Source organism: Pseudomonas sp. MF6751 (assembly GCF_016613265.1).
GTDB lineage: Bacteria > Pseudomonadota > Gammaproteobacteria > Pseudomonadales > Pseudomonadaceae > Aquipseudomonas > Aquipseudomonas fluorescens_BV.
In genome coordinates this window covers 25,963-50,967 of the sequence record NZ_JAENSV010000027.1, presented here as the reverse complement: position 1 = coordinate 50,967, position 25,005 = coordinate 25,963, and the positions used below count along the sequence as shown (strand labels likewise).

The 25,005-nt window shown below is 60.1% G+C and carries 25 protein-coding genes and 1 pseudogene; 13 read left to right on the top strand and 13 right to left on the bottom strand.

Annotation, left to right across the window (positions count from 1 at the left end; genetic code table 11):
- From ccmE to ccmA, 5 genes are all read right to left on the bottom strand, one after another.
- Positions 1–459, bottom strand: coding sequence for a cytochrome c maturation protein CcmE (gene ccmE / locus JJD66_RS19860; protein ID WP_014717703.1), 459 nt, complete (start codon positions 457–459; stop codon positions 1–3).
- Positions 456–632: a heme exporter protein CcmD gene (gene ccmD, locus JJD66_RS19855; RefSeq protein WP_003172771.1), complete on the bottom strand. Its 177-nt coding sequence runs from the start codon at positions 630–632 to the stop codon at positions 456–458. The genes ccmE and ccmD overlap by 4 nt, the downstream gene beginning before the upstream one ends.
- The gene (locus JJD66_RS19850) at positions 629–1,384 is read right to left on the bottom strand and encodes a heme ABC transporter permease (protein WP_054899080.1); all 756 of its coding nucleotides are present in this window, start codon (positions 1,382–1,384) and stop codon (positions 629–631) included. Before JJD66_RS19850 ends, ccmD begins: the two co-directional genes overlap by 4 nt.
- 87 nt (positions 1,385–1,471) lie before the next feature.
- Entirely contained in the window at positions 1,472–2,140 is a 669-nt protein-coding gene (gene ccmB, locus JJD66_RS19845; RefSeq protein WP_014717701.1) for a heme exporter protein CcmB, read from the bottom strand.
- Positions 2,137–2,772, bottom strand: coding sequence for a cytochrome c biogenesis heme-transporting ATPase CcmA (gene ccmA, locus JJD66_RS19840; protein ID WP_200648830.1), 636 nt, complete (start codon positions 2,770–2,772; stop codon positions 2,137–2,139). Before ccmA ends, ccmB begins: the two co-directional genes overlap by 4 nt.
- Before the next feature lie 200 nt (positions 2,773–2,972).
- Here ccmA and fliK point away from each other — a divergent pair, with 200 nt between their 5' ends.
- Positions 2,973–4,550 (top strand): flagellar hook-length control protein FliK, encoded by a 1,578-nt coding sequence (fliK, locus tag JJD66_RS19835; protein ID WP_200648829.1) that lies wholly within the window; start codon positions 2,973–2,975, stop codon positions 4,548–4,550.
- The gene (locus JJD66_RS19830; protein ID WP_198716759.1) at positions 4,547–4,876 is read left to right on the top strand and encodes an EscU/YscU/HrcU family type III secretion system export apparatus switch protein; all 330 of its coding nucleotides are present in this window, start codon (positions 4,547–4,549) and stop codon (positions 4,874–4,876) included. The genes fliK and JJD66_RS19830 overlap by 4 nt, the downstream gene beginning before the upstream one ends.
- A gap of 658 nt (positions 4,877–5,534) precedes the next feature.
- Here the strand turns inward: JJD66_RS19830 and JJD66_RS19825 are convergent.
- Entirely contained in the window at positions 5,535–6,761 is a 1,227-nt protein-coding gene (locus JJD66_RS19825) for a molybdopterin molybdotransferase MoeA (RefSeq protein ID WP_200648828.1), read from the bottom strand.
- Positions 6,745–7,284, bottom strand: coding sequence for a molybdenum cofactor biosynthesis protein B (gene moaB, locus JJD66_RS19820; RefSeq protein WP_057976686.1), 540 nt, complete (start codon positions 7,282–7,284; stop codon positions 6,745–6,747). Before moaB ends, JJD66_RS19825 begins: the two co-directional genes overlap by 17 nt.
- A gap of 76 nt (positions 7,285–7,360) precedes the next feature.
- Between moaB and mobA the strand changes: the two genes are divergently transcribed.
- Positions 7,361–7,963 (top strand): molybdenum cofactor guanylyltransferase MobA, encoded by a 603-nt coding sequence (gene mobA / locus JJD66_RS19815; protein ID WP_200648827.1) that lies wholly within the window; start codon positions 7,361–7,363, stop codon positions 7,961–7,963.
- A gap of 79 nt (positions 7,964–8,042) precedes the next feature.
- Positions 8,043–8,264: a YgdI/YgdR family lipoprotein gene (locus JJD66_RS19810; protein WP_003189935.1), complete on the top strand. Its 222-nt coding sequence runs from the start codon at positions 8,043–8,045 to the stop codon at positions 8,262–8,264.
- A gap of 55 nt (positions 8,265–8,319) precedes the next feature.
- Here JJD66_RS19810 and JJD66_RS19805 read toward each other — a convergent pair whose 3' ends face one another.
- The 3 genes from JJD66_RS19805 to JJD66_RS19795 all read right to left on the bottom strand — a co-directional run bounded on the left by JJD66_RS19805 (position 8,320) and on the right by JJD66_RS19795 (position 9,926).
- A complete protein-coding gene (locus tag JJD66_RS19805) occupies positions 8,320–9,210 on the bottom strand; it encodes a pseudouridine synthase (protein ID WP_105226268.1) in 891 nt (296 codons plus the stop codon).
- A 69-nt stretch (positions 9,211–9,279) separates the two neighbouring features.
- On the bottom strand, positions 9,280–9,615 hold the full coding sequence (locus tag JJD66_RS19800; protein WP_003189932.1) for a hypothetical protein: 336 nt from the start codon (positions 9,613–9,615) through the stop codon (positions 9,280–9,282).
- A 74-nt stretch (positions 9,616–9,689) separates the two neighbouring features.
- Positions 9,690–9,926 (bottom strand): glutaredoxin family protein, encoded by a 237-nt coding sequence (locus JJD66_RS19795; RefSeq protein ID WP_105226267.1) that lies wholly within the window; start codon positions 9,924–9,926, stop codon positions 9,690–9,692.
- 238 nt (positions 9,927–10,164) lie between these two features.
- On the opposite strand from JJD66_RS19795, the gene JJD66_RS19790 reads away from it, so the two are divergent.
- Positions 10,165–11,901, top strand: coding sequence for a cation:proton antiporter (locus JJD66_RS19790; protein WP_200648826.1), 1,737 nt, complete (start codon positions 10,165–10,167; stop codon positions 11,899–11,901).
- Here JJD66_RS19790 and JJD66_RS19785 read toward each other — a convergent pair.
- A complete protein-coding gene (locus JJD66_RS19785) occupies positions 11,888–13,096 on the bottom strand; it encodes an ammonium transporter (RefSeq protein WP_034127164.1) in 1,209 nt (402 codons plus the stop codon). The two genes, JJD66_RS19790 and JJD66_RS19785, sit on opposite strands and share 14 nt — an antisense overlap.
- Positions 13,097–13,441: 345 nt before the next feature.
- Here JJD66_RS19785 and JJD66_RS19780 point away from each other — a divergent pair, with 345 nt between their 5' ends.
- From JJD66_RS19780 to JJD66_RS19750, 7 genes and pseudogenes are all read left to right on the top strand, one after another.
- Positions 13,442–13,756, top strand: a complete 315-nt coding sequence (locus tag JJD66_RS19780) for a DUF883 family protein (protein ID WP_003189926.1) — start codon at positions 13,442–13,444, stop codon at positions 13,754–13,756.
- Positions 13,757–13,758: 2 nt separating this feature from the next.
- On the top strand, positions 13,759–14,163 hold the full coding sequence (locus JJD66_RS19775) for a phage holin family protein (RefSeq protein WP_005786473.1): 405 nt from the start codon (positions 13,759–13,761) through the stop codon (positions 14,161–14,163).
- On the top strand, positions 14,160–14,501 hold the full coding sequence (locus JJD66_RS19770; protein ID WP_198716763.1) for a hypothetical protein: 342 nt from the start codon (positions 14,160–14,162) through the stop codon (positions 14,499–14,501). The genes JJD66_RS19775 and JJD66_RS19770 overlap by 4 nt, the downstream gene beginning before the upstream one ends.
- Positions 14,502–14,665: 164 nt before the next feature.
- The gene (locus tag JJD66_RS19765) at positions 14,666–15,997 is read left to right on the top strand and encodes a deoxyguanosinetriphosphate triphosphohydrolase (protein ID WP_034127162.1); all 1,332 of its coding nucleotides are present in this window, start codon (positions 14,666–14,668) and stop codon (positions 15,995–15,997) included.
- Positions 15,998–16,158: 161 nt separating this feature from the next.
- Positions 16,159–16,545: pseudogene (locus JJD66_RS19760) on the top strand (response regulator); the annotation flags it as partial.
- A 263-nt stretch (positions 16,546–16,808) separates the two neighbouring features.
- Complete coding sequence (locus tag JJD66_RS19755; protein ID WP_034127160.1) at positions 16,809–17,435, top strand: response regulator transcription factor; 627 nt, start codon at positions 16,809–16,811, stop codon at positions 17,433–17,435.
- An 8-nt stretch (positions 17,436–17,443) separates the two neighbouring features.
- Positions 17,444–21,079 carry a transporter substrate-binding domain-containing protein gene (locus JJD66_RS19750; protein ID WP_200648824.1) on the top strand — a complete coding sequence of 1,212 codons (3,636 nt, stop codon included), beginning with the start codon at positions 17,444–17,446 and terminating at the stop codon, positions 21,077–21,079.
- Between the two features lie 69 nt (positions 21,080–21,148).
- Here JJD66_RS19750 and JJD66_RS19745 read toward each other — a convergent pair whose 3' ends face one another.
- Together JJD66_RS19745 and JJD66_RS19740 are read right to left on the bottom strand one after the other, a co-directional pair.
- A complete protein-coding gene (locus tag JJD66_RS19745) occupies positions 21,149–21,631 on the bottom strand; it encodes a GAF domain-containing protein (RefSeq protein WP_073521721.1) in 483 nt (160 codons plus the stop codon).
- On the bottom strand, positions 21,628–22,518 hold the full coding sequence (locus tag JJD66_RS19740) for an ATP-binding protein (RefSeq protein ID WP_034127157.1): 891 nt from the start codon (positions 22,516–22,518) through the stop codon (positions 21,628–21,630). The genes JJD66_RS19745 and JJD66_RS19740 overlap by 4 nt, the downstream gene beginning before the upstream one ends.
- A gap of 163 nt (positions 22,519–22,681) precedes the next feature.
- Between JJD66_RS19740 and JJD66_RS19735 the strand changes: the two genes are divergently transcribed.
- Positions 22,682–24,991, top strand: coding sequence for a hybrid sensor histidine kinase/response regulator (locus JJD66_RS19735; RefSeq protein WP_105226262.1), 2,310 nt, complete (start codon positions 22,682–22,684; stop codon positions 24,989–24,991).
- Positions 24,992–25,005: the final 14 nt, after the last annotated feature.

Here is a 25,005-nt window from a genome sequence, read left to right as displayed (position 1 = left end):
TCAGCCCTCCTTGACTGGGGTGGCGGGAGCGGTTTGGCCGCTGTCTTTCAAGGCTTTGGTGACCTCGGGCGGCATGTATTTTTCATCGTGCTTGGCCAGCACTTCGTCAGCCACTACCACGCCATCGGCGTTGAGCTTGCCCAGGGCGACAATGCCCTGGCCTTCCCGGAACAGGTCCGGGAGGATGCCGCGATAGGTGATGGTCACGGCCTTGTTGAAATCGGTGACGACGAAGGTCACGTCCAACGAATCGCCGGAACGCTTCAACGAGCCCTGCTCTACCATGCCGCCAGCGCGGATGCGCGTATCGACCGGTGCCTCGCCATTGGCGATCTGGGTGGGCGTGTAGAACAGGTTGATGTTCTGCTGCAGGGCGCTCAGGGCCAGGGTCACGGCAATGCCGACGCCGGCCAGGATGGCAAGGATGATCAACAGACGCTTTCTACGCAGCGGATTCACTTTTCGGTCTCCCGGCGCAGACGTCGCGCCTCTTGTTGCAGGTAACGCTTGCGGGCCAGGATCGGCGCGGCGACGTTGAGGGCCAGCACCGCCAGGCAGATGCCATAGGCCGTCCAGACATACAGGCCGTGGTGGCCCATGGCGAGAAAATCGCTGAAAGAAGCAAAACTCATCCGCGTGCTCCCAGGCAATTTTGCACTTCGGCTTTCACCCAACTGGTACGGGCTTCACGCTTGAGCACTTCAAGGCGCATGCGCAGCAGCAATACGGCGCCGAAGAAACAGTAGAAGCCCAGCACCATCAACAGCAACGGCGCCCACATCTCCACGGGCATCGCCGGTTTTTCGGTGAGGGTGAAGGTGGCGCCCTGGTGCAGGGTGTTCCACCACTCCACCGAGTACTTGATGATCGGGATGTTGATTACGCCGACAATCGCCAGCACCGCGCAGGCCTTGGCGGCGCTGTCACGGTTGCTGATGGCGTTGCCCAGGGCAATCAGGCCGAAATACAGGAACAGCAGGATCAGCATCGAGGTCAGGCGCGCATCCCACACCCACCATGAGCCCCAGGTCGGCTTGCCCCAGATCGCACCGGTCACCAGTGCCACGGCGGTCATCCATGCACCGATCGGCGCGGCGCATTGCAGGGCCACGTCGGCCAGCTTCATCTTCCATACCAGGCCGACGATGCCACACACCGCCAGCATCACATAGCAGGACTGGGCCAGCATCGCGGCAGGTACGTGGATATAGATGATGCGAAAGCTATTGCCTTGCTGATAGTCCGGCGGCGCAAAGGCCAGGCCCCAGACCAGGCCGGTGCCGATCAGCAGGATGGCGGCGATACTCAACCACGGCAGCAGCTTGCCACTGATGCCATAAAACCATTTGGGCGAGCCGAGCTTGTGAAACCAGGTCCAGTTCATTGCTGTTTCCATCACGGTGCTTTTCGTCGTGGCGAAAAGCTCAGGGTCTTTACTGACTCAGCGTCATTGACGCCGGGTCAGACCTCATTATTCACCGACGCTGATTTTCAGGCCGGCGGCTATAGCAAAAGGTGTCAGGGTTACCGCCAGGGCGGTCAGGCTACCCAGCCACAAGAGGTAACCGGTCGCCGGCATGCCCATGAGCGCGGCTTGCAACGCGCCACTGCCCAGGATCAACACCGGGATATACAAAGGCAGAATCAACAGGGCCAGCAACAGCCCGCCCCGTTTCAAGCCGACGGTCAACGCTGCGCCCACCGCCCCCAACAGGCTGAGCACCGGCGTGCCGAGTAACAAAGACAGGAGCAGCACCGGCAGGCATTCAACGGGCAACCCAAGCATCATGGCAAGCAGTGGCGAGAGCAAGACTAGCGCCAAGCCGGAAAAAACCCAGTGTGCCAGCACCTTGGCCAGTACCAGAAGTGGCAACGGGTGCGACGAAAGGACCCACTGCTCCAGGGAACCGTCTTCGAAATCACTGCGAAACAGCCCGTCCAGCGAGAGCAGAACCGATAAAAGCGCGGCGACCCACACCAGTCCTGGGGACAAGGTTTGCAACAGTTTAGTCTCCGGGCCAACCGCCAGCGGGAACAGCGCGATCACGATGGCAAAGAACACCAGCGGGTTGGCCAGTTCGGCGGGGCGACGGCACAACAGCCGGGCTTCGCGGGCGACCAACAGGGCGAACACACTCATAGCGACCACCGCCCCAGGTCCAACTCACGGTAGCCAGCGGGCATGCGCGCCAAGGTGTGGTGGGTGGTGAGCACCACCAGGCCGCCTTGCTCGCAGTGCTGGGCCAGGTGTACTTCGAGTTGAGCCACGCCTTGTTTGTCGAGGGCGGTGAAAGGCTCGTCGAGAATCCACAACGGCGGGCCGGGCAAGTACAAGCGGGCCAAGGCCACGCGGCGCTGCTGGCCGGCGGACAGGGTGTGGCAGGGAACGTCCTCAAAGCCCTTGAGGCCCACCGCGGCCAGGGCCTGCCAGATGGCGTCACGGGAAGCAGGATGATGCAGGGCGCTGAGCCAACTGAGGTTTTCTTCAGCAGTGAGTACGTCTTTGATGCCGGCGGCGTGGCCGATCCAGATCAGGTTGCGCGCCAGCTCGCTACGCTGTTCGTTCAAGGGCTTGCCGTTGAGATGCACCACGCCGGCCGTCGGCTGCATCAGCCCGGCCAGCAGGCGCAGCAGGCTGGTCTTGCCGCTGCCATTGGGGCCACTGATTTGCACCATGTCCCCACCCGTCAGCCGCAGGTCGAGTTGCTCGAACAGCAGGCGCAGGTCGCGTTCACAGGCAAGCGCTACGGCTTCAAGAAGAGGGCTGGTCAAAAGATCGCGGGCCTTTACGGTTCAAGTCGGCGGTGCAGCGGCCGTTATAGAGAGATGCACAATAACGGCTTTGGCGACCGATTTTAGAGAGCTGGATCAAATAGTTGTGAGGTTTTTACCGCTCTCTTTGCAGACGGGCGGCATTATACATGCGATGCCCTACTCTAAAGAGGGCAATTTCCCCAGAGACGATGCGCACGATGACCGGTGAGATCAACCTTCCTCCACTGCCGCCAACCTCCGCGCCCGGGCCCGCACCGCTGCCGGCCGCCGGCGAGCTGCTCAAACTGCTGGAGCCGCAGGCTGGGTTGATCGACCCGGGGAAAACCGTGAACGCCGAGGTCATCGCGCTTAAACAAGGCGGCGAGGCCTTTCAGTTACTGCTCAAACTGACCCTCGAAGGCGGTCGCCAGACGCTGGTGCAGGCCAGCAGTGCCCAACCCTTGCCTCTAGGCAGCAATGTGGCGGTGAGCCAGACGCCTGCGGGCAACCTGGCCATTACCTTGCAGCAAGCCATGAGTGCCAACGTGGCCGCTCTCACTCGCCTCGACCCCCACCAGATGCCGGTGGGTACGTTGTTGCAAGCCAAGGTGCTGACCACGCAGATGCTGCCCCAGGGCACGGCGCAACCGGCGATCTATCGCTCGCTGGTGAGTGTGCTCAATAACGCCCTGGCCGGTGCCACCCTCACCCTGGAAAGCCCCCAGCCGCTGAGGGTGGGCAGCTTGCTCAGTGCCGTGGTGCAGAACGCGCAGACCCTGAACTTCGTACCGCTAAGCGGCTTGAAGGACCAACTGGCCGTGACGCAGCAGCTTGCCACCCAGCAAAGTCGCCAAGGCTCGCTGGATGCGGTGTTCACCGCCTTGCAAAACCTGCCCCGTGGCGACAGCACATCGGCCGAGCTGCGGGCCGCCGCCGAGCGATTGTTGGCGGCCTTGCCCGATCTGGCACAGGTCAGCAACCCCAAGGTGCTGGCTCAGGTGGTGCAGAACAGCGGCGCCTTTCTGGAAGCCAAACTGCTCGCCGGCCAGAACCCGCAAATCCCACCGTTGGACATGAAAGGCGCGCTGTTACGCCTGGTCGCAGACCTGCTGCCCGCCCTGCCCGCCAGCACCAACCTGAATGCGATCCTCGCCGCCAATACCCTGGCCCAGGTGTTGCCGCACTTTGTGCGCAGCCCGCTGAACACCCTCGGCCAGGTCGGCGCCCGGCAGATACCCGCCGGCTTCCCGCTGCCCGAAAGACTGATGGCAAAACTGGAAGGTGAAGGCGACCTGGAAAATCTGCTACGCCTGGCCGCCGGGGCGATCTCGCGCCTGCAGAGCCATCAACTGTCGAGCCTAGAACAGACCGGCACCACCGCCGACGGACGCCTGCAAACGACCTGGCAGTTGGAGATTCCCATGCGCACCCTGCAAGACATCGTGCCGTTGCAGGTCAAGTTCCAACGCGAGGAGCCCGCGCCAGACAAGGACCAGCCCGAGCGCAAGGATAAAAAAGACCCGAAACAGATGCTTTGGCGCGTCGAACTGGCCTTCGACATGGAGCCGCTGGGGCCGTTGCAAGTTCAGGCGCAGCTGTCCCAGGGCAAACTGTCCAGCCAGTTATGGGCCAGCCGCCCTTTCACGGCCAGCCTGATCGAAAGCCACTTGGGCAGCCTGCGTGAGCGCCTGGTCTCATCCGGGCTCAACGTCGGCGACCTGGATTGCCACCTGGGCACCCCGCCACGCGGGCCAAAAACCGGACTGGAGCAACGCTGGGTGGATGAAACCGCATGAGAAACGCCGACCCGCCCCGCCAGGCCATCGCCCTCACGTACGACGGCCAACAGGCCCCTACCCTGACAGCCAAAGGCGATGATGCCCTGGCCGAAGCCATCCTCAAGCTGGCACGGGAGAATGAAGTACCGATCTATGAAAACGCCGAGTTGGTGAAGCTGCTGGCGCGCATGGAACTGGGGGACAGCATTCCGGAAGAGTTGTACCGCACGATTGCCGAGATCATTGCGTTTGCCTGGACGTTGAAGGGCAAGTTCCCGGCGGGCTACGACCCGGATGCGGGGCCGGTGGAGCGGGATGTCACTGAGCAGGGTGACGATTACTGATTGCTCATGAGGCCCATACACCAACCAACTGTGGGAGCTGGCTTGCCTGCGATAGCGGTGGGTCAGCCTGATGTCAGGTGACTGATACACCGCTATCGCAGCATAGGTATCTACACAACTCTGTAGCGCTCAACGGTAACCACGATGCGAAGCGAGCCGCTCTTGATCTTGATCTGCTTTTGATCTTGATCTCAGGCGCCCCGTTAAACCACGCTGGCCGAAATTCGACAGGGATTTGGGGGGTAAACCGGCAGGGATGCCGGTTTAGCCGCCCCGCGCCATGGATGGCGCGTGGCGGCGGCCCCCCAAATCACTGGCGGATTACGGGCACACCGAGCTCAAGCGAGGTGCCGAGTGGTGGGGCAAGAGCCTTTTGCTTACTTTTGGGCTCCTTTCAAAAGTGAGCCGCTGTCAGAGCGGAACCCTAAGCGGCCGTTACCGCAGGAATGGATATACACCCGGTATAACGGTGTCGACTGTGAGGCCGTCTTCGCAGGCAAGCCAGCTCCCACATTTGGATCGCGTTGCGTCAGCTAGATCAGCGCTGTCAGCGCCGTCACGGGAGCAGGTTCACTCGCCACAGGGTCAGTGTCGTACTGAAGTTGTGTAGATACCTATGGCTATCGCAGGCAAGCCCACACACATTTTTGATCTGTGTTCAGTTCAGGACTTCGCTCAAAGGAATGAAGTTGACCCGGTCGCCGATGGCCAGCGTGGTCCCTTCCATCACCTCGACAAAGCCTTCAGCCCACGCCGCACTGCGCAGCACCCCGGAGCTTTGGTTGCGGTAGATGATCGCCTTGCCCTGTTCGATCCGCCCGCGCAGGTACTCGCGGCGGTTGCCGGGTTTGGGCCAGACGAACCCTGCCGGCACTTCGAAGCGCAGCGGCTGCACCTCCAGCACACCTTGACGGCGCAACAGATACGGGCGCGCCAGCAGCGCAAAAGTCACCAGGGTCGACGCCGGATTGCCCGGCAGGCCGATCACCGGCACGCCACGAAAATGCCCGAAGGTCAGCGGCTTGCCCGGTTTGATCGCCAGCTTCCACAGCGCCAGCTCACCCTCTTCCCGCAAGGCAATGCCGAGGAAGTCCGCTTCGCCCACCGACACACCGCCGGTCGAGAGGATCAGGTCAACGCTGCCCAGCCCCGCCAGGCGCGCGCGGGTCTGTTCCAGATCATCCGGAAGAATCCCGGCATCGATCACTTCGCAGCCCATGCGCATCAGCCAACTGCACAGCACGCGGCGGTTGCTGTTGTAGATCTGCCCAGGGCCGAGCGGCAACCCTGGCTCGATCAGTTCGTCGCCGGTCGACAACACGGCCACGCGTACGCGCCGCACCACCTCGAGTCGATCACGTCCAAGAGACGCAGCCAAACCGAGTTCGATAGGGCCCAGGCGGGTGCCGGCACTGAGTACGGTCTCGCCGACCGTGGTCTCTTGGCCCTGAGGCCGGATGTTGTCGTCCATCTGCAATGGCTCGGTGAAACTCACGCGCTGGTCGGTATGCACCACGGCGTTTTCCTGCATCTGCACGCAGTCAGCGCCTTGGGGCACCGGCGCGCCAGTAAAGATGCGCGCACAGGTGCCGGCCGCCAAGGGTTCAGGGGCAGTGCCGGCGAAAATCCGCTGGCTCACCACCAAGGGCTCGCCGGTCCAGTCCGCCAGGCGCACGGCGTAGCCGTCCATGGCACTGTTGGGCCACGGTGGCAGGTCGAGTGTGGAGATCAGGTCCTGGACCAATACCCGGCCATCACACTCAGCCAGGGGCAGTACTTCCTGCTCGCGGATCTGCGCGGCGGCGGCCATGTCGAGCAAACGCTGCAGGGCTGCTTCCACCGGCATCAGGGCGCCGGTCTTGCCGGGCTTATCCACGGGATTCACAAGGTTCGGCCTGCTTCAGATGCGGGACGAAGTTGCACGGGCGGTGACGGTTATCCAGCTGCTCGGCGAGGATGCCGTCCCAACCGGTGCGCACGGCATTGGTGGACCCTGGCAGGCAGCACACAAGAGTGCCATTGGCCAACCCCGCCAAGGCGCGCGATTGCACGGTGGAGGTGCCGATATCGGCCACGGAGATCTGGCGGAACAGCTCGCCAAAACCATCGACCTGCTTGTCGAGCAGGCAGCTCACTGCTTCAGGGGTACTGTCGCGACCGGTGAAGCCGGTGCCGCCGGTAATCAGCACCACCTGCACCACGTCTTCGGCGATCCAGTGGGCCACCTGGGCGCGAATCTTGTAAAGGTCGTCCTTGAGCAGCACGCGCTCGGCCAGGCGGTGGCCGGCGGCGGCAAGACGATCGACGAAGACCTGGCCGGAGGTGTCAGTCTCCAGGGTGCGGGTGTCGCTGACCGTCAATACAGCAATATTCAGGGGTACAAAGGGCGCATCGGCCTTGGCTTTCATGGCACGGTCCGGTTGTCGAAGGAACAGCCCGATGTTATATCACAGGCCCCTGTTTCCCTGCCGCAGCGCAACCACCATGACGTTTGAATTTTCTTCCCTGCCGTGTTCGATCCTGTTGCTGGCCGGTGGTCGCGGCCAACGCATGGGCGGGCAGGACAAAGGGCTGCTGGAATGGCAAGGCCAGCCCTTGATCGCCCACCTGCACCAGTTGGCCCGGCCGCTCACCGATGACCTGATCATCTCGTGCAACCGCAACCATGAACGCTACGCGCTCTATGCCGACCAACAGGTGAGCGATGACAACCCGGGCTTCCCCGGCCCGCTGGCAGGTATCCGTGCAGGACTCTTCGCCGCACGCCATGAGCATCTGCTGATATTGCCTTGCGATGTGCCGCAGATCGATGCGCGACTGCTCGCCGACCTGCGTGCGACCGCACGACGCAACCCGCAGGCGCCGGTGATGGTGCGCCAGGGTGAATGCTGGGAACCCTTGCTGTGCATCATTCCCACGAGCCTGAAAAACCAAGTGGAACAGGCATGGCAAGCGGGTGAGCGCAGCCCGCGTAAGCTCTGGCTGCAACTGGGCGCGGTGGCCTTGGAATGCCCGGCCGATGACCCGCGCCTGGCCAATCTTAATACGCCCGAGCTGTTGCACCCCGGGGCTGGCATGTCAGAATGAACCCTGCACAAGGAACTTTGCCGGCGTCCCGTACGTCACAAGGTCAGCAATTTAAAAGTATTCTCTCGGAGACAAACTCATGACTCAACGGACCATCGCCGCTCTCATGCTTGCACTGGGCCTCGCCACCCTCGCCGGTTGCGCTTCGCCAACAGTGATCACCCTGAATGACGGTCGCGAAATCCAGGCCGTCGACACCCCGAAGTACGATGAAGATTCGGGCTTCTACGAATTCGAACAACTGGACGGCAAGCACACCCGTATCAATAAAGATCAGGTTCGCACCGTTAAAGACCTGTAAGCCTCAGCGCTTGCACACAAGGCCCGCCTCGCGCGGGCCTTGTTGTTCCTGGGGTTTACCAGTCCAGGGTGATCTGGCTGCGGAAGCTGCGTTGTTCACCGCTTACCGGGTCGATAAAGCGCACGCCCTGGGCCAGTAGCTTGAGTGGCTTGGCGTAATCGTCCTCGGCATCCTTGATCACTTCGGGGTAGAACGGGTCATTACAGATGCTCGCCCCGAGCGCCGTCATATGCACGCGCAGCTGGTGCTTCTTGCCGGTCACCGGGAACAGGCCGTAGCGCCATAGATCAGCGTTTTTCTCGCGCACCTCTACCGCCGTCTCGGTGTTGCTGGCACCCGGCCCTTCCTGCATGCGAAAGAAAGGTTCGCCATCCACCAAACGGCTTTTGTGCACCAACGGGAAGCTGAGGTGCGGCAGGGCCGGAGCGATGGCTTCGTAGAATTTGTCGATACGTCGTGTGGGAAACAATTGCTGATAGGCCGAACGGCTGTGCGGGTTGGCGGAGAACAGCACCAACCCCGCCGTATGTCGGTCGATGCGATGCAGGGGTACCAGGGCGGGATTGTCCAGGCGCCGGATCAAGCGTCGCAACAAGGTGTGCTCGACGTACTCGCCAGCGGGTGTCACTGGCAGGAAATGCGGTTTGTCCGCCACCACCAGGTGCTCATCCGCGTACAGGATGTTTTCCTGCACCGGAATCACTTTCTCGTTGGGCACTTCGCGAAAGTAATAGATGCACAAGCCTTCCTTGTAGCCCAGGCCCACGCTGATCGGGCTGCCATTGACATCCAGCACCCGGCCGCGGGCAATGCGGTCCAACCACTGTTCGCGGCCGATGGCCGGAAAGTGTGCGCACAGGCAATCGAGCACCGTCACCCAGGAGCCCGGCGGCAAGTACAGGGTGCTGGCTTGGTGCTGGGAGGGGGAAAAAACGGAAGTGGACATGCCGACGCTCAAAGCCTGGAAAACAGGCGGGCATTATCGCCCATGGCGCACGATTGCCTAGGGCCTATCTCAGGCCTTGGCCAGTTGAGCCCGCAGCACCGGCGAGGCGCTTGCCGCCTCGGTGAATTCCTTGAGCCAGCGCAGCACGTCCACCGCTTCCCAACGGCCCGGGTCATACAGCGCGTAGAGCAAGCCCTGATAACCCACCACATCGAGCTGCTTGTGATAACCGGCGCGCTGGAACAGCGCCTCGATTTCCGCGAAGCAGGTGTTGAAATGCACTTTGTTAAACGGTGTCTTGCCTTCCGTGACCAGGCCATCGAGGCGCAGTTCGTTCACCGCGTCACGCACCACATCGGCGGACATGCGATTGACGCTGCTTTTAAGTTGTTCAACATTCACCACGGGCGTTCCCTCTATTCAATCGCTGTACGAATATACAGTAACTTAATATTTGGAAAGCCGCCATCGCATAAATCTCAGCGCAGGAAGGTAACCACCTGCGCGGTGTCGAACGGCCAGTCCAGTTCCGCCCCGGTGTCCGTGCGGCGAAGCACCGGAATCCGCAGGCCGTAGACGTCTGTCAGGTCCTCCGGATCGGCGATATCCACCAACTCCACCAACAGCCCGTGTTCGACGAGCGGCATGACTTCGGCTTCGGCAATCTCACACAGATGGCAACCCAGGGTGCCGAACAGCTGGCATACAGGAAGCATGATGAAAGGACTCGAACAAGAAACGAACCTCCATTCTAATCCCAACAAGCCCCTGTAGGAGCGAGCTTGCTCGCGAAAAACTCCCGCGCGCCGCGTTCACTCAGGAACCCCGCGGTATCGTTGACGTTTTTCGCGAGCAAGCTCGCTCCTACGGCGCAAAAAGCCTGATCCAGATCACCATGGCGTATAACTGATTCAGCGATTCTTGCGGCTTTTTGCCGCTCGCCCTGCAACGGAGATGCCTGTGTTCGCCAACCTGCTGATTATTCTGGCCTCATCCCTGGTGGTGATTGCACTGTTTCGCCGGCTGCAGCTGCCGCCCGTGCTGGGCTACCTGTGCGTAGGCCTGGCAGTGGGCCCCACCGCGCTGGACTGGGTCAATGACAACGAAGACTTGCCAGACCTGGCCGAGATGGGTGTGGTGTTCCTGCTGTTTTCCCTGGGGCTTGAGTTTTCCCTGTCGAAAATGTTGGCGCTGCGCAGCGTGGTATTTGGCCTGGGCAGCCTGCAAGTGCTGGGGTGCGGGGCCTTGCTGGGCGCGTTATTGATGAGCTTTGGCCTCGCACCTGGCGTCGCGTTGTTACTGGGCACAGGGCTGGCGTTATCGTCCACGGCCATTGTCAGCAAGGAGTTGACCAGCCTGGGTGAAGTCTTCAGCAGTCATGGGCAGAATGCGATCGGCGTGTTGCTGTTCCAGGATGTCGTAGCGGTGTTGCTGCTGACATTGGTACCGGTATTTGCCGGCAGCAGCGACCAAGCTTGGTACTGGGCGCTGCCGCTGACCTTGGGCAAAACCGTGGTGCTGTTCGTGGGCCTGTTGTTCGCCAGCCGCTGGCTGCTGCCGCGCCTGTTCCGTGAAGTCGCCGCGTCTCATTCGGCGGAACTGTTTGTGCTGCTGGCGCTGGTGATTGTCTTGCTCACCGCCTGGCTCACCCACCTGCTGGGCCTGTCCCCTGCCCTCGGTGCATTCCTGGCCGGCATGCTGCTGGGGGAAAGTCATTACCGACACCAGATCGAAGCCGATATCCGCCCGTTTCGCGACATCCTGCTGGGGCTGTTTTTTGTCAGCATCGGCATGCTCATCGATCTGCAGTTGTTCGTCAGCCACAGCCTGTTGATCCTCGGCCTGACGCTCACGCTGATGCTGGTCAAAGGCAGCGTCGTCGCGGCGCTGGTCAAGTGGCGTAACAGTGACACCGAAACAGCCTGGCGCAGCGGTCTGGCGCTGGCCCAGGGCGGCGAGTTCTGTTTTGCGCTGATGGCGCAGATGCAGCAGAGCCGGTTGATTCCCGATGAGTTCAACGGCCTGCTACTGGCTGCCACCTTCTGCTCGATGCTGCTGACACCGCTGCTGTTACGTGCGGCACCGGCCATCGCGCTGCGCCTGCATCGCAAGCCCAACCAGCAAGTGCAACTGGAAAACATCACCGCACTCAACGCTCAATTGCACGGACACGTGGTGATTTGCGGGTATGGCCGGGTAGGCCAGTCCATCGGGCGCTTTATGCGCCGCGAACAACAGGCGTTTATCGCCCTGGATGATGACCCCGAACGGGTGCAGGAAGCCGCCACCGAGGACAGCAATGTGCATTACGGCGACTGCCGCCGCCGTGCATTACTCAGCGCCGTCGGCCTGGAACGGGCGCGGTTGGTGGTGATCGCGGTGGATAACAGCGATGTCGCCCTGGTGGTGCTCAAGGAGGCGCGGCAGATCAACCCAGACGTGCCGATCCTGGTGCGCACACGCGATGATACCCAGTTGGCTGAACTCAAGGCCGCGGGCGCCAGCGAGGTGGTGCCCGAGTTGCTGGAGTCGAGCCTGATGCTCGCCTCCCACGCCCTGATCCTGCTGGGCCTGCCGGACCAACAGGTGCAGGCGCGAGTGAATGAAGTACGGCGCAACCACTATCGCCTGCTGCACGGTTTCTACCCACCGCCACACACTGACGAAGACGCGCCGATCAGTCCTGACTGACCGCGCCGATCTTGTGGATCGACAGGTCCGCGCCGTAATACTCCTGTTCCTGGCTCAAGCGCAGCCCTTGCACGCGCTTGATCACGCCGTAAACCAGCAAGCCGCCGCCAAATGCTACCGCCACACCCAGCCCGGTGCCGATCAACTGGCTGATCAGGCTCACGCCGCCCAGCCCACCCAGGGCAGCCTGCCCGAAGATGCCGCAGGCAATGCCTCCCCACACGCCACACAAGCCATGCAACGGCCACACGCCCAGCACGTCATCGATCTTCCAGCGCACCTGGGCAGCGATAAAGCACCACACGAACAAGCCGCCAGCGACCACACCCGTGACCAGCGCGCCCACCGGATGCATCAGGTCGGAACCGGCGCAGATTGCCACTAGCCCGGCCAAGGGACCGTTGTGCAGAAAACCGGGATCGTTACGGCCAATTACCAGGGCAGCCACGGTGCCGCCGACCATGGCCATCAGCGAATTGACGGCCACCAGGCCACTGACGCCATTGAGGGTTTGCGCGCTCATCACGTTAAAGCCGAACCAGCCCACGATCAGAATCCACGAGCCCAGCGCGAGGAAAGGAATGCTCGACGGCGCAAACGCCACCAGGCGCCCTTCACGATAACGCCCATTGCGCGGGCCCAGCAGCAACACCGCCGCCAGCGCCAGCCAGCCGCCCATGGCGTGAACCACCACGGAACCGGCAAAGTCGTGGAAGCTGGCGCCAAAGGTTGCGAGCAGCCATGCTTGCAGGCCAAGGTTGCCGTTCCATACCAGGCCTTCGAAGAACGGGTAGATAAACGCCACGATCAGCGCGGTGGCACACAGCTGCGGGGCAAACTTCGCACGCTCGGCAATCCCGCCGGAAATAATTGCCGGAATCGCCGCGGCAAACGTCAGCAGGAAGAAAAACTTCACCAGGCCGTAGCCATGATCGGCGCTGATCACCGCGGCCGGTTGCAGGAAGCTCACACCGTAGGAGATCCAATAGCCTATAAAGAAATAGGCCAGCGTTGAAATCGCGAAATCACTGAGGATTTTCGACAAGGCGTTGACTTGGTTCTTCTGCCGTACCGTGCCAACTTCAAGGAAGGCAAAGCCGGCGTGCATGGCCAGCACCATGACCGCGCCAATCAGAATGAACAAGGTATTGGAGCTGTGGACGAGGGTGTCCACCGCGCTTTGCAAGTTTTCCATGGAGGTTGGCAGGCCTGCATCAAGGCAAAAAGCACCAAAGCGGTTCAAGCCAGGGTTAAGCGCACTAAATTGGCACCGCCGGCTCCGCCTTTCTTCAGAGGGCGTGAACCGCTTTAGCGCAGCGATCAACACAACAGGCCGTTGCCGAAAGGGTTTTTCCGCGAAATTAAGTGATTTAGGGTAAGGTTTTCCAAGGTTTTCACCTCGACCGCCCGGATTCAGCGCAGGCTCCAAGGCCTGCGCACCAAGGCAAAGCAAAAGCTGTACCACACAATTGCAATGAACCTTCAGCGAACGCCGCGACTCGAAACCACACGTACAGATCAGCTACCCACGGAGATAACCATGGCCGGTAAAACAGCAAAGACTGCTCAAGAGATACTGATGGAGGATTTTCAAACCCTGGTCAGCGATACCGAAAAGCTGCTGGACGACACTGCCGTGCTGGCCGGTGACCAGGCTGACGAGCTGCGCACCAAGATCCACGAGAGCCTGCTCAAGGCCCGCGAGACCCTGCAACTGACCGAAGACTCATTGCGCGAGCGCGGCCAGGCGGCAATCACCGCCACCGAAGACTACGTGCAAGCCAACCCATGGCAGTCGGTCGGCATTGCTGCCGGCGTAGGCTTTTTGATCGGTCTATTGGCTACAAGGCGCTAACCATGTCTATCGGCGAATCCAGCTCATCCACGAGCGCACATTCCTCAGCAAGCGGTTCAACTTCCCGACGCCTGGGCGCAGCTGTGCTGGGCTTGCTGCACAGTCATGTCGAGTTGTTCGGCATTGAATTACAAGAGCAAAAGGCCCGTACCGTCAGCCTGTTGCTATTTGCCGGCCTGGCGTTGGTGTTTGCCCTGCTGTTGCTGGTGGGGTTGTCGACGCTGGTGATGATCCTGGTGTGGGACACGGGCTATCGCCTGACCGGCATCATCTGCCTCTGCGTGTTCTACAGCCTGGCCGCTGCGTTCTGCGGTGTGCGCTTGAAGGCGGCGGTATTCGATGAGTCCACGCCCTTCCACGCCACGCTCGAAGAACTGGCCAATGACCGGGAGCGCCTGCTGCCATGAGCATGACTGAGATCCCGCAAAATACTTCTCGCCGGGAAATGCGCAAAGCCTTGATTCGCCTGCGCATGGAAATGCACCGCCAGGAAATCCGTCATGAGTCCCAACAACTCATGGCGCCCCTGCACAAAATGCGCAACATGCGCCACAACTGGCAGGACAGCCTGGGCATCAAGCACGCGCCGTTGTGGGGCGTGGCGGCGGTTACGCTGATGGGCTTCTTTACCGGCAAGGGCGCCAAGGGCGGCAGTATCAGCAGCATCACGCGCCTGTTGCGGCTAGGTGCCGGCTTGATCCCCCTGATCAAGTTGGCCATGCAAGGCTCTTCGCGCAAAAGCTGACCCTCGTGAGCCGATGACCGCAATGACCAGACACCTGCTGGTCATTGCGGTTTTTTGCGCTGCCTGCTAATTGATACCGACGCGGCCGACCGCTGGATTCGCCTGCCCTTGAAGGCCGAACCGGGAAGCTGGAACTGTCATTCACACTACGGAGAGCCTGCGCCTTGGATTGGCCCACCCTGCTAACCCGCGAACGTCTTGGAAAACCCCTGCACAGCCCTGAAGAACTGGGCCGCAGCCCCTTCCACAAAGATCACGACCGCATTATTTTCTCCGGCGCGTTCCGGCGCCTGGGACGCAAGACCCAAGTGCATCCGGTTTCGAGCAACGACCATATCCACACACGCTTGACCCACTCCCTGGAAGTCAGCTGCGTGGGGCGCTCACTCGGCATGCGCGTGGGCGAAACCCTGCGCAGCGCCCTGCCCGACTGGTGCGACCCCAGCGACCTGGGCATGGTGGTGCAATCGGCCTGCCTGGCCCATGACATCGGCAACCCGCCATTCGGGCATTCCGGCGAAGACGCCATTCGCCACTGGTTCCAACAGGCCGCCGGGCGAGGTTGGCTGGATGGCATGAGCAGCGCCGAACGCAATGACTTCCTTAACTTCGAAGGCAATGCCCAGGGCTTTCGGGTACTCACCCAACTTGAATACCACCAGTTCGACGGCGGCACGCGGCTGACCTACGCCACCTTGGGCACGTACCTCAAATACCCCTGGACTGCCCGTCACGCCGACTCGCTGGGCTACAAGAAACACAAGTTCGGCTGTTACCAGAGCGAGTTGCCAATTCTTGAGCAGATCGCCCACAAGCTTGGCTTGCCCCAGTTAGAGGAGCAACGGTGGGCGCGTCACCCGCTCGTCTACCTGATGGAGGCAGCCGACGACATCTGCTACGCGTTGATCGACCTGGAAGATGGCCTGGAAATGGAGCTTCTGCAGTACAGCGAAGTGGAGTCGTTGTTGCTCGACCTGGTCGGTGATGACCTGCCACAAACCTATCGCCAGCTGGGCCCATTGGACTCTCGCCGCCGCAAGCTGGCGATCCTGCGTGGCAAAGCCATCGAGCACCTGACCAATGCGGCTGCGCAGGCGTTTGTCGAACAGCAGGACGCCCTGCTGGCCGGCACGCTGCAGGGAGATCTGGTGGAGCATATGCACGGCCCCGCAAAGCGCTGCGTGCTGGATGCCAAAGACATGGCTCGCAAGAAAATTTTCCAGGACAAGCGCAAGACATTGCATGAAATCGGCGCTTACACCACCTTGGAAATCCTGCTGAACGCGTTCTGCGGCGCGGCCCTTGAACAACATGGCGGGCGAACACCGTCGTTCAAGAATCGGCGCATTCTCGATTTGCTGGGCAACAGCGCACCGGACCCCGCCTGGCCACTGCACGCCTCGTTCCTGCGAATGATCGACTTCATTGCTGGTATGACCGACAGCTACGCCACCGAAATGGCACGGGAAATGACTGGGCGTTCCAGCCCTCAGTAACGCTTGCATCCGACCGCCTGTTCCCTGAAACGAATTGCCCTACGATGGGAACAGAGCGGACTGATCGAATTCGTACAAGCATCCGAAGAATAATCACGCGTTCCCAACCGACCGAGCAATTCTACTGCCCCCATCGACGCTTGCCTCACTGTGTGCTTTCTATGCCCAGATACTCTCTTCGTATTCTTTTGGTGGAGGATCACCCGTTTCAACTTCTGGCCACCCAATGCCTGCTCAACAGCTTCGGCTTCGATCAACTGACTGCGGTGGAAAACGCAGAGCAGGCCATACGCACAATGAGCCAGTCCGAACATCCCTTTGACCTGATGTTGTGCGACCAATGCCTGCCCGACCTGCCCGGACTTGAACTAGTGGAAATCGCCAGCCGTCGGCGCTTCATTACCAGCGCTATTCTGTTAAGCGGGTTACCCACGCCAGAACTGATGAGCCTGACAAAACAAGCCTCGCAACGAAGTCTTCCGCTTCTTGGCTACTTATCAAAACCGTTGAACAAGAACGAACTTGAAAAGTTAATCGGCTTAACTTCCCCCCCCCTACGTAGGACTTTAAACATCTCCTTCGGCGAAATACGCTACGAAGCCCGCCGTAAAAACTCAAGCCTATCACCATGCCACGATTGCGTTCGAAACGCTCACATGCTCTGTCACGACTACCCATCAACTTGTAGGCGTATACCTTTTTAATTGTAGGAACTTTCCTGTTTTGCATCTACTGCTCGTGCGCTTCATGCCGTGCCCTTATCTTCTGAGCTAATGTGCCCGCTTTATTTGCACCTGCATGGAATGTGATTATGAACTCAGTTTTTATTATCGATGACCACCCCGTTATCCGGCTTGCTATTCGAATGTTGCTGGAGCACGAAGGTTACAAGGTCGTCGGCGAAACAGACAACGGGTGCGATGCCATACAAATGGTCCGTGAGTGCCTTCCAGACTTGGTGATTCTGGATATCAGCATCCCGAAACTCGACGGTCTCGAGGTGCTCTGCCGATTCAATGCCATGAACACCTCCATGAAGACCCTGGTGCTCACGGCCCAGTGCCCGACGCTATTTGCTACGCGGTGCATGCGCTCGGGCGCCGAAGGCTACGTGTGCAAGGAGGGTGACCTGAGCGAATTGCTGAGCGCCATTCGCGCTGTCCTGTCCGGCTACAACTACTTCCCCAGCCAGGCATTGAGTGGCCCCGGAGCCGAAGGCATGGATGTCCAGGAGCTGGAACTGTTCAAGTCAGTTAATGACCGAGAGTTGATGGTCCTGCAACTTTTTGCGCAAGGTCGCACTAACAAGGAAATTGCCAAAGGTATGTTTTTAAGTAACAAGACGGTCAGTACTTATAAAAAGAGACTCATGCAAAAACTCAAAGCCAAATCCTTGGTAGAACTCATCGAGATGGCAAAACGAAACGCGCTAGTGTGAGAAAGCGGATGCCCAGGCGTATAAAGGACTATCTGATTATATTAAGTGCCGGTTTGTACTTCAGCACTACCGTGCTGGCGGAGCACCAAACCAGCCCGGAACGTTTCACCCTCTTGAGTCGTGCGGGAGCTGTTCAACTGGACACTCATTTTGACAAGGCCCAGCGCCAGTGGCTGCAGAACAAACGTGAACTCACGCTGGGGACATCCAAACCTGATTACCCGCCCTTCGACCTCACTTCCAGCGGCCATGACTACGAAGGCCTTACCGCCGACTACGCAGGATTACTGGCCAAGGCACTCTCCCTGCCAATCAATGTGATGCGCTACCCCTCCCGAGCGGCGGCCATTCGTGCCCTGGAAGCCGGGGAAATTGACCTGCTGGGCTCCTCAAACGGGTTTGAAGCTGCGACGCCAAATCTTATCCTCTCCGAACCCTATGCCGTGGACCAGCCGGTGCTGGTCACGCGCGAGGGAGAAACCCGCAGCCTCAGCGAAGGCCTCGATGGGCTGCGCCTGAGCCTTGTCTATCACTACCTGCCGCTCAACGAGGTGGAAAAGCTGTACCCCAAGGCGAGCATCCGCGCCTACCCGTCCTATCAGAATGCCTTGAATGCAGTGGCCTTCGACCAGGCGGATGTGTTTCTCGGTGACACCATTTCCACCCATTACATGATCAACAAGGGCTATCTCAAAAACATTCGCATGGCCAACTTCGGCAAGCATGAAGCTTATGGCTTCAGTTTTGCCATGCGCCAGGACAACCGGATGCTACTCAGCATTGTCGATTCAGTCCTGGCCTCGGTGCCCATCAACGAAAGGGAAAGCATTGCCAAGCGCTGGAGCGCCGGCAGCGACATCCTGCTGACCGACAAGAAGCTGCAACTGACCCAGCGCGAAGAGCGCTGGCTCAAAGAGCATCCGGTGGTCACCGTGGTCGTCAACGAAACTTTCGCGCCCCTGACGTTCTTCGATGCAGACGGCAATTTTCGCGGTATCACCGCCGATCTGCTGGAGTTGATACGCCTGCGCACGGGCCTGCGTTTTTCGATCCAGCGCGGTCGGGACGTCAACGCGATGATCCACCAGGTGGCAACCCAGAACGTCGATATGATCGGAGCCATCGTTCCAAGCAACGAACGAGACTCACAGCTGAATTTCAGCCGCCCCTACCTCGAAAACTCCTATGTGCTGTTGACGCGCAAAGAGCCAGGGGCGCCCGCTAACATGGAGCAAATGGCAGGAAAGCGCCTGGCGCTAACCCAGGGCAACCCCTTGGCCGCAACCCTGCGCAGGGACTTTCCTGGCATTCACCTGGTGGAAACCAGTGATACATTCAGAGCATCTGAGCTGCTCGCACAGGGACAAGTGGAGGGGGCAGTGAACAGCCTGGTGATCGCCAACTACTTCCTGTCTTCCCAGGTTTTCCAGGACCGCCTGCAAATCAGCGCCAGCATCGGCACCACCCCCGCGACCTTCACTCTGGCCACCTCGCGCCAAGCCACGGAATTGAGCTCGATCATCGACAAGGCCCTGCTCAGCATTGCCCCGGATGAAATGGGTGTGATCAACAGTCGCTGGCGTGGCTACACCGCCGCCTCCGACAGCTATTGGCGTAATTACCATCAACTGATCGCGCGCATAATCATTGGCACCGGGCTGTTGCTATTGATTTCCCTGGCCTGGAACGCCTACATGCGTCGCCAGATCAAGCATCGAAAAATGGCCGAACGCGCCCTCAACGATCAGTTCGAGTTCATGCGTGCACTGGTCAATGAAACGCCCCATCCGATCTACGTGCGCGACCGCAATGGGTTGTTGCAGACCTGTAACGACAGCTACCTGCAGGTGTTCGACGTCAAGCGCGAAGAGGTGATCGGCAAAAGCGTGACCCAGATGACCATGGCGCTGGCGTCGGAGGCAGCCCAATATCATGCTGACTATCTGCGTGTGGTGGCCGAGGGTAACCCGCTGATCCTCGATCGCAGCCTGCATATCCACGACAAGAAACTGACCATCTATCACTGGATCCTTCCCTACCGCGACTCTACGGGTGAAGTCCAGGGCATCATCGGTGGCTGGATCGATATCAGTGACCGACGCCAGCTATTCGATGAACTACGCGCTGCCAAGGAGCGTGCCGACGAAGCCAACCGCGCCAAGAGCACGTTCCTGGCTACCATGAGCCACGAGATTCGCACCCCGATGAACGCTGTGATCGGCATGCTCGAACTGACGCTCAAGCGCGCCGACCAAGGACACCTTGACCGTCCGGCGATCGAGGTAGCGTACAACTCGGCCAGAGACCTGCTGGAGCTGATCGGTGACATTCTCGACATCGCGCGTATCGAGTCCGGCCGCCTCAGCCTGGCGCCGGAGCGCGTCAACCTGCGGGAGGTAATTGAATCAGTGGTGCGCGTCTTCGACGGTCTCGCACGGCAGAAAACCCTCAGCCTGCTGCTGGAGTTCAAACCCGACCTGAACGATATCGAGGTGCTGATAGACCCACTGCGCTTCAAGCAGGTGCTATCGAACCTTGTGAGCAACGCGATCAAGTTCACCGAACAAGGGCAGGTCAAGATCAAGGTCGAGCTGCAGCCTACCCAGGCCCCGGAGCAGATCGAGCTGAAACTGGTGGTGGAAGATACCGGCATCGGCATCAGCCGGGATGACCAACAGCGCCTGTTCGAACCCTTTGCCCAGGCGGACAACTCCGGGCAACTGGCGCGCAGTGGCGCGGGCCTGGGGCTGGTGATCTGCCGCAGCCTGTGCGCGATGATGGGCGGCCAATTGAGCCTGAGCAGCGTGCCCATGGTGGGCACCCAGGTGCACGTCAACCTGAGCATGCCTCGCCTGCAAGCGATCCAGGCGGCGGGTGAACACACGCCGCCAACGCCGGCCACCGCACGGGTGCTTAACGTACTGGTGGTAGACGACCACCCGGCGAATCGCCTGCTGATGTGCCAGCAATTGGGCTACCTGGGGCATAAATTCATCGCCGCCGAGCACGGAGCCGCAGGGTTCCAGGCCTGGCGTAAAGAGCATTTCGACCTGGTAATTGCCGACTGCAACATGCCCATCATGAATGGCTACGAACTGAGCCGTTCAATCCGTGAATATGAGCAACGCGAACAATTGGTGCCCTGCGTGGTACTGGGCTTTACCGCCAACGCCCAGCCGGAGGAAAGGCAACGGTGCGTGCAAGCCGGCATGGATGACTGCCTGTTCAAACCCATCAGCCTTACCATATTAGAGCGCCAACTGGCACATATCGTCCCTGAAGCCGTGCCCCAACGGCTGGACCTCGAATGCCTGGAAGCGCTGACCGGCGGTGATCCACAGTTGAGTCGACGCTTGCTGGAGGAGCTGCTGAGCAGCAGCCTTCACGACCGCAGGGTCCTTATCGAACTGCGGGATCGACACGCGCCCCCCTCGGACATCATTGAGCAAGCCCACAAGATCAAGGGTGCCGCCCGCATCGTTCAAGCCCATTCGTTGGCGGGGCAATGCGAAACCTTGGAGCAAACCTGTTCTCGCAATGACGAGTGGGCCGTGATCGAAAGCGGCATCAGGGCCCTGGAACAGCTCATGCTGGAATTGGAGAAGATGCTGCGGGCTCAACTGGATGAGCTGCAAGACCCATAGCACCAAGGCCCGTCGTGGCGGGAGCGAGTAAATACGCTCCTACCGCGACCAGCATAAGTACCCACCGCTTCAGCAGTCGGTCAACTGCAGGAAAATCTCCGCCAGCCGCTCAATCCCCACCTGGTCCTGAGGGGTAAAGCGGCCCAGCAATGGGCTGTCGAGATCAAGGACACCAATCAGTTGGCCGTCCTTGACCAATGGCACCACCAATTCACTGTTCGAAGCGCTGTCGCAGGCGATATGGCCTGGGAACGCGTGCACGTCCTCCACGCGCTGGGTTTTCCGTGAGGCCGCAGCCGCACCACACACACCGCGACCAAACGGAATGCGCACACAGGCGATCTGCCCCTGAAAGGGCCCAAGCACCAGCTCTTCGTTACGATTGAGGTAAAAGCCAGCCCAGTTCAAGTCATCCAACTGGTTGAACAGGAACGCGGAAAACTGCGCACTGTTGGCAATAAAATCGCGCTCATCAGCCAGCAATGACTCCAGTTGCGCGCAGAGCATGGCATAGCCATCAAGGCCGCTGCCGGCCTGTTGTAAATCGATCATGGTTGACGTTCCAGCAATTTAAGACCCACCCAGTAACGGGCGAATTGATAGGCGCACCGGCCATTGCGGTTGCCGCGCCCAGTGGCCCAACGCACCGCGAGAACGTCAAGCTGCTCATCGCGTTGCCACTGCAAGCCGGCCTTGCTGGCCAACTCACCGATCCAGTGTTCCACCACATCCAGGAAATGCTCCTGGGTAAAGGGGTAGAACGACAACCACAAGCCAAAACGATCCGACAAGGCAATCTTGTCTTCAACCGCCTCGCTCGGGTGCAATTCGCCGTCCACGCGTTTCCAGTTGTCATTGTCGCTCTGGTTTTCCGGCACAAGGTGGCGACGGTTGGACGTGGCGTACAGCAGCACGTTTTCCGGCGCCTGTTCCAGGGAACCATCCAGCACGCTCTTGAGCACGCGATAGTCACCTTCGCCGGCCTCGAACGATAGGTCATCGCAAAACAAAATGAAGCGTTGTGGTAGCTTGACCAGTTGCTCGACCACCCGCGGCAGGTCAGCCAGGTGGTCACGCTCGATCTCGATAAGACGCAGGCCGGCGTTGGCGTGCTGGGCGAGCAAGGCCCGGACCATGGAAGACTTGCCGGTGCCACGCGAACCCCATAACAGCGCATGGTTGGCGGGTAACCCATCGAGGAACTGTTGGGTGTTGCGCGCCAGTTGTTCACGTTGTTTGTCGACACCGATCAGGTCCGACAGGCGCATGTCCAGGCTCACTTCCAACGGTAACAGGAAGCCATTGCGACCTTCGCGCTGCCAACGGGCGGCCAGGCATTGGTGCCAGTCGATCGCCTGGCGTGGGGCGGGTAACAACGGTTCCAGGCGAGCCAGCACCGCGTCGGCGCGCTCAAGAAAGGCATTCAATCGAGAATCCACAGCTATTCCTCTGGCAACTTCTTGCAAAAGATGGCGTATTGGCAACCCTGCGGCAAACTGCAGGGCTGCATCAAACAAACGATTCATGCCGGGCGAGCAAAAGCTTGTGGATGTTCAGCTATGCTTGCCGGGCGAAGGGAAACGCTAAGTGGTTCAACACTCGATGGATATCAAGTTCGCCCACCGCTTGTCTTATAAACAAGCCAGATTGACTGTGCTGGTCGGTTTCGTCTTGGGAACCCTGCTCAGTCTGATCCAAATCGGCATTGATTATGCCAGTGAAGACGCATCCATCAACCGTGAAATACGCTCACTGATTGAAATCAGCCATAACCCGGCGTCAAGAATCGCCTACAACATCGATGCCGAACTCGCCCAGGAACTGACCTTGGGCCTGCTGCACTCCCCCGCCATCATCCGCGCGCAGTTGATCGACAACAATGGCGTGGTGCTGGCCGACGTCAACCGTCCGCGCAAGGAAAGCAACTATCGGCCGGTCAGCGACTTTCTGTTTGGTGCCAATCGCCAATTCGAAGACCGACTGTTTCTCAGCCATATGCCCAACGACTCCCTTGGTGTGCTACGCCTGGACGTCGATACTTATGCCTTTGGCAGCCGTTTCCTGCATCGCGCCGAGATCACTCTGCTCAACGGCTTCGCCCGCAGCCTGCTGCTCACCGGGATTTTGCTCGGCCTGTTCTACGTAATGCTCACCCAACCGCTGGTGCGCATTATCCGCGAGCTGAGCACACGCAAACAGGCGCGCCTGGATTGCCCACCGGGGCATGAACACGATGAAATCGGCGTGCTGGTCAGCGTCGCCAACCAACAATTCGAAAACATGGAAACCGAGATCCAGCAACGGCGCCATGCCGAAGATCGCCTCACGGAGTATCTGGGGCAACTGGAAAATATCGTTTCTGCGCGCACCCTCGAACTCAAGGCCAGCAACCAACGCTTGAGCCAGTCCAATGATGAGCTGGAGGCGGCGAAAATGACTGCCCTGGGCATGGCTCAGGCACGGGCAGCATTCCTGGCCAATATGAGCCATGAAATCCGCACGCCGCTCAATGGGTTGCTGGGTATGATTGCCCTCTCACTGGATAGCCCGCTGACCGCCGAACAGCGCCAGCAACTGTCCATTGCCCATGACTCAGGCAAAGTGCTGGTGGAGTTGCTCAACGATATTCTTGACCTGTCCAAGTTCGACGCCGGCCAGCTGGAACTGGAGCATATCCCGTTCGACCTGGGCTCATTGGTGGAAGACACCGCCAACCTGCTATCGCAAAATGCCGCTCCGAGTGTGGAACTGACCTGTCTGATCGACCCGCAATTTCCCGCCCAGGTGGTCGGCGACCCTACCCGTGTGCGGCAGATCGTCAGTAACTTGCTCTCCAACGCCTTGAAGTTCACCCGCTTTGGCCGCGTCGATGTGCGCCTGCGCGCCTTGGAAGGTCGGGTCAGCATTGAAGTGTGCGATACCGGCATTGGCATCGCCCAGGAAGCCCAGGTGAAAATTTTCCAGCCGTTCACCCAGGCCGGCGCTGGCATTACCCGCCAGTTTGGCGGAACGGGATTGGGCCTGGCGTTGACTCATAACCTGTGCGAAGCCATGCAAGGCCGCTTGAGTATCAGCTCGGAGGTGGGCTTTGGCAGCCAGTTCTGCGCCGACCTTCCACTGCCCGCACATTTGCCTGCCATGCACTATGCACCGCTCACGGGCGAGGTGATCGCCATTACCAACGCCGGCGGAGGGCTAACGGAGCTGCTCACCACGCTATTGCCCTCTTGGGGGCTGACACCGCGCTGCTATTCCCAGGACGATGATTTGAGCGGGCTGGTGCCCGACCTGTTGATCACCGACTGCCCTGAATGCTTGTTCCGCTTGCGCCCGGGCATCAGCGCGCCGATTCTGCTGGTTACCGCCTATGGCAACTTTTTGCCCAGCGAAGAAGTCACGGCCCTGGCGCCGCTGCAGCAACAAGCGCGCCCATTGAGCCGCAACGCGCTGTACCAGATCCTGCAACGCAACCTGCGCAGCGGCGCGCAACTGGTGCTCGACCCGGTCCAGATAGAAACCGCACCGCTTGCGCACCGCGCGCGCATCCTGCTGGTGGAGGACAACGCAGTCAATCAACTGGTGGCCAAGGGCATGCTCAGCAAGCTCGGGTGTGAGGTGATCGTCGCGGCCCATGGCGGCGAAGCCCTCAAGCTTCTGGAGGACCAGCGCTTCGACTTGGTGTTGATGGACTGCAACATGCCTGTGATGGATGGCTATGAGGCCAGCCGACAAATTCGCCGCAGCGGGCGTTGGCCGGACTTGCCCATTGTTGCCTTGACCGCCAACGCGATGGCCGAAGAACGCGAGCGTTGCCGGGCCGCGGGAATGAACGATTACCTGGCCAAGCCGTTTCGCCGGGAAGAACTCAACGCCTTACTGGAACTGTGGGTACCTAAAACAACCAGCCTCTGATGGGTACCCGCAAT

Bases quoted from the DNA above. Each gene is read 5' to 3' on its own strand.
- ccmD (WP_003172771.1), bottom strand. From the start codon at position 632: ATGAGTTTTGCTTCTTTCAGCGATTTTCTCGCCATGGGCCACCACGGC.
- JJD66_RS19850 (WP_054899080.1), bottom strand. From the start codon at position 1,384: ATGAACTGGACCTGGTTTCACAAGCTCGGCTCGCCCAAATGGTTTTAT.
- ccmB (WP_014717701.1), bottom strand. From the start codon at position 2,140: ATGAGTGTGTTCGCCCTGTTGGTCGCCCGCGAAGCCCGGCTGTTGTGC.
- fliK (WP_200648829.1), top strand. From the start codon at position 2,973: ATGACCGGTGAGATCAACCTTCCTCCACTGCCGCCAACCTCCGCGCCC.
- JJD66_RS19830 (WP_198716759.1), top strand. From the start codon at position 4,547: ATGAGAAACGCCGACCCGCCCCGCCAGGCCATCGCCCTCACGTACGAC.
- moaB (WP_057976686.1), bottom strand. From the start codon at position 7,284: ATGAAAGCCAAGGCCGATGCGCCCTTTGTACCCCTGAATATTGCTGTA.
- mobA (WP_200648827.1), top strand. From the start codon at position 7,361: ATGACGTTTGAATTTTCTTCCCTGCCGTGTTCGATCCTGTTGCTGGCC.
- JJD66_RS19810 (WP_003189935.1), top strand. From the start codon at position 8,043: ATGACTCAACGGACCATCGCCGCTCTCATGCTTGCACTGGGCCTCGCC.
- JJD66_RS19805 (WP_105226268.1), bottom strand. From the start codon at position 9,210: ATGTCCACTTCCGTTTTTTCCCCCTCCCAGCACCAAGCCAGCACCCTG.
- JJD66_RS19795 (WP_105226267.1), bottom strand. From the start codon at position 9,926: ATGCTTCCTGTATGCCAGCTGTTCGGCACCCTGGGTTGCCATCTGTGT.
- JJD66_RS19790 (WP_200648826.1), top strand. From the start codon at position 10,165: ATGCCTGTGTTCGCCAACCTGCTGATTATTCTGGCCTCATCCCTGGTG.
- JJD66_RS19785 (WP_034127164.1), bottom strand. From the start codon at position 13,096: ATGGAAAACTTGCAAAGCGCGGTGGACACCCTCGTCCACAGCTCCAAT.
- JJD66_RS19780 (WP_003189926.1), top strand. From the start codon at position 13,442: ATGGCCGGTAAAACAGCAAAGACTGCTCAAGAGATACTGATGGAGGAT.
- JJD66_RS19775 (WP_005786473.1), top strand. From the start codon at position 13,759: ATGTCTATCGGCGAATCCAGCTCATCCACGAGCGCACATTCCTCAGCA.
- JJD66_RS19770 (WP_198716763.1), top strand. From the start codon at position 14,160: ATGAGCATGACTGAGATCCCGCAAAATACTTCTCGCCGGGAAATGCGC.
- JJD66_RS19755 (WP_034127160.1), top strand. From the start codon at position 16,809: ATGAACTCAGTTTTTATTATCGATGACCACCCCGTTATCCGGCTTGCT.
- JJD66_RS19750 (WP_200648824.1), top strand. From the start codon at position 17,444: ATGCCCAGGCGTATAAAGGACTATCTGATTATATTAAGTGCCGGTTTG.
- JJD66_RS19745 (WP_073521721.1), bottom strand. From the start codon at position 21,631: ATGATCGATTTACAACAGGCCGGCAGCGGCCTTGATGGCTATGCCATG.
- JJD66_RS19735 (WP_105226262.1), top strand. From the start codon at position 22,682: ATGGATATCAAGTTCGCCCACCGCTTGTCTTATAAACAAGCCAGATTG.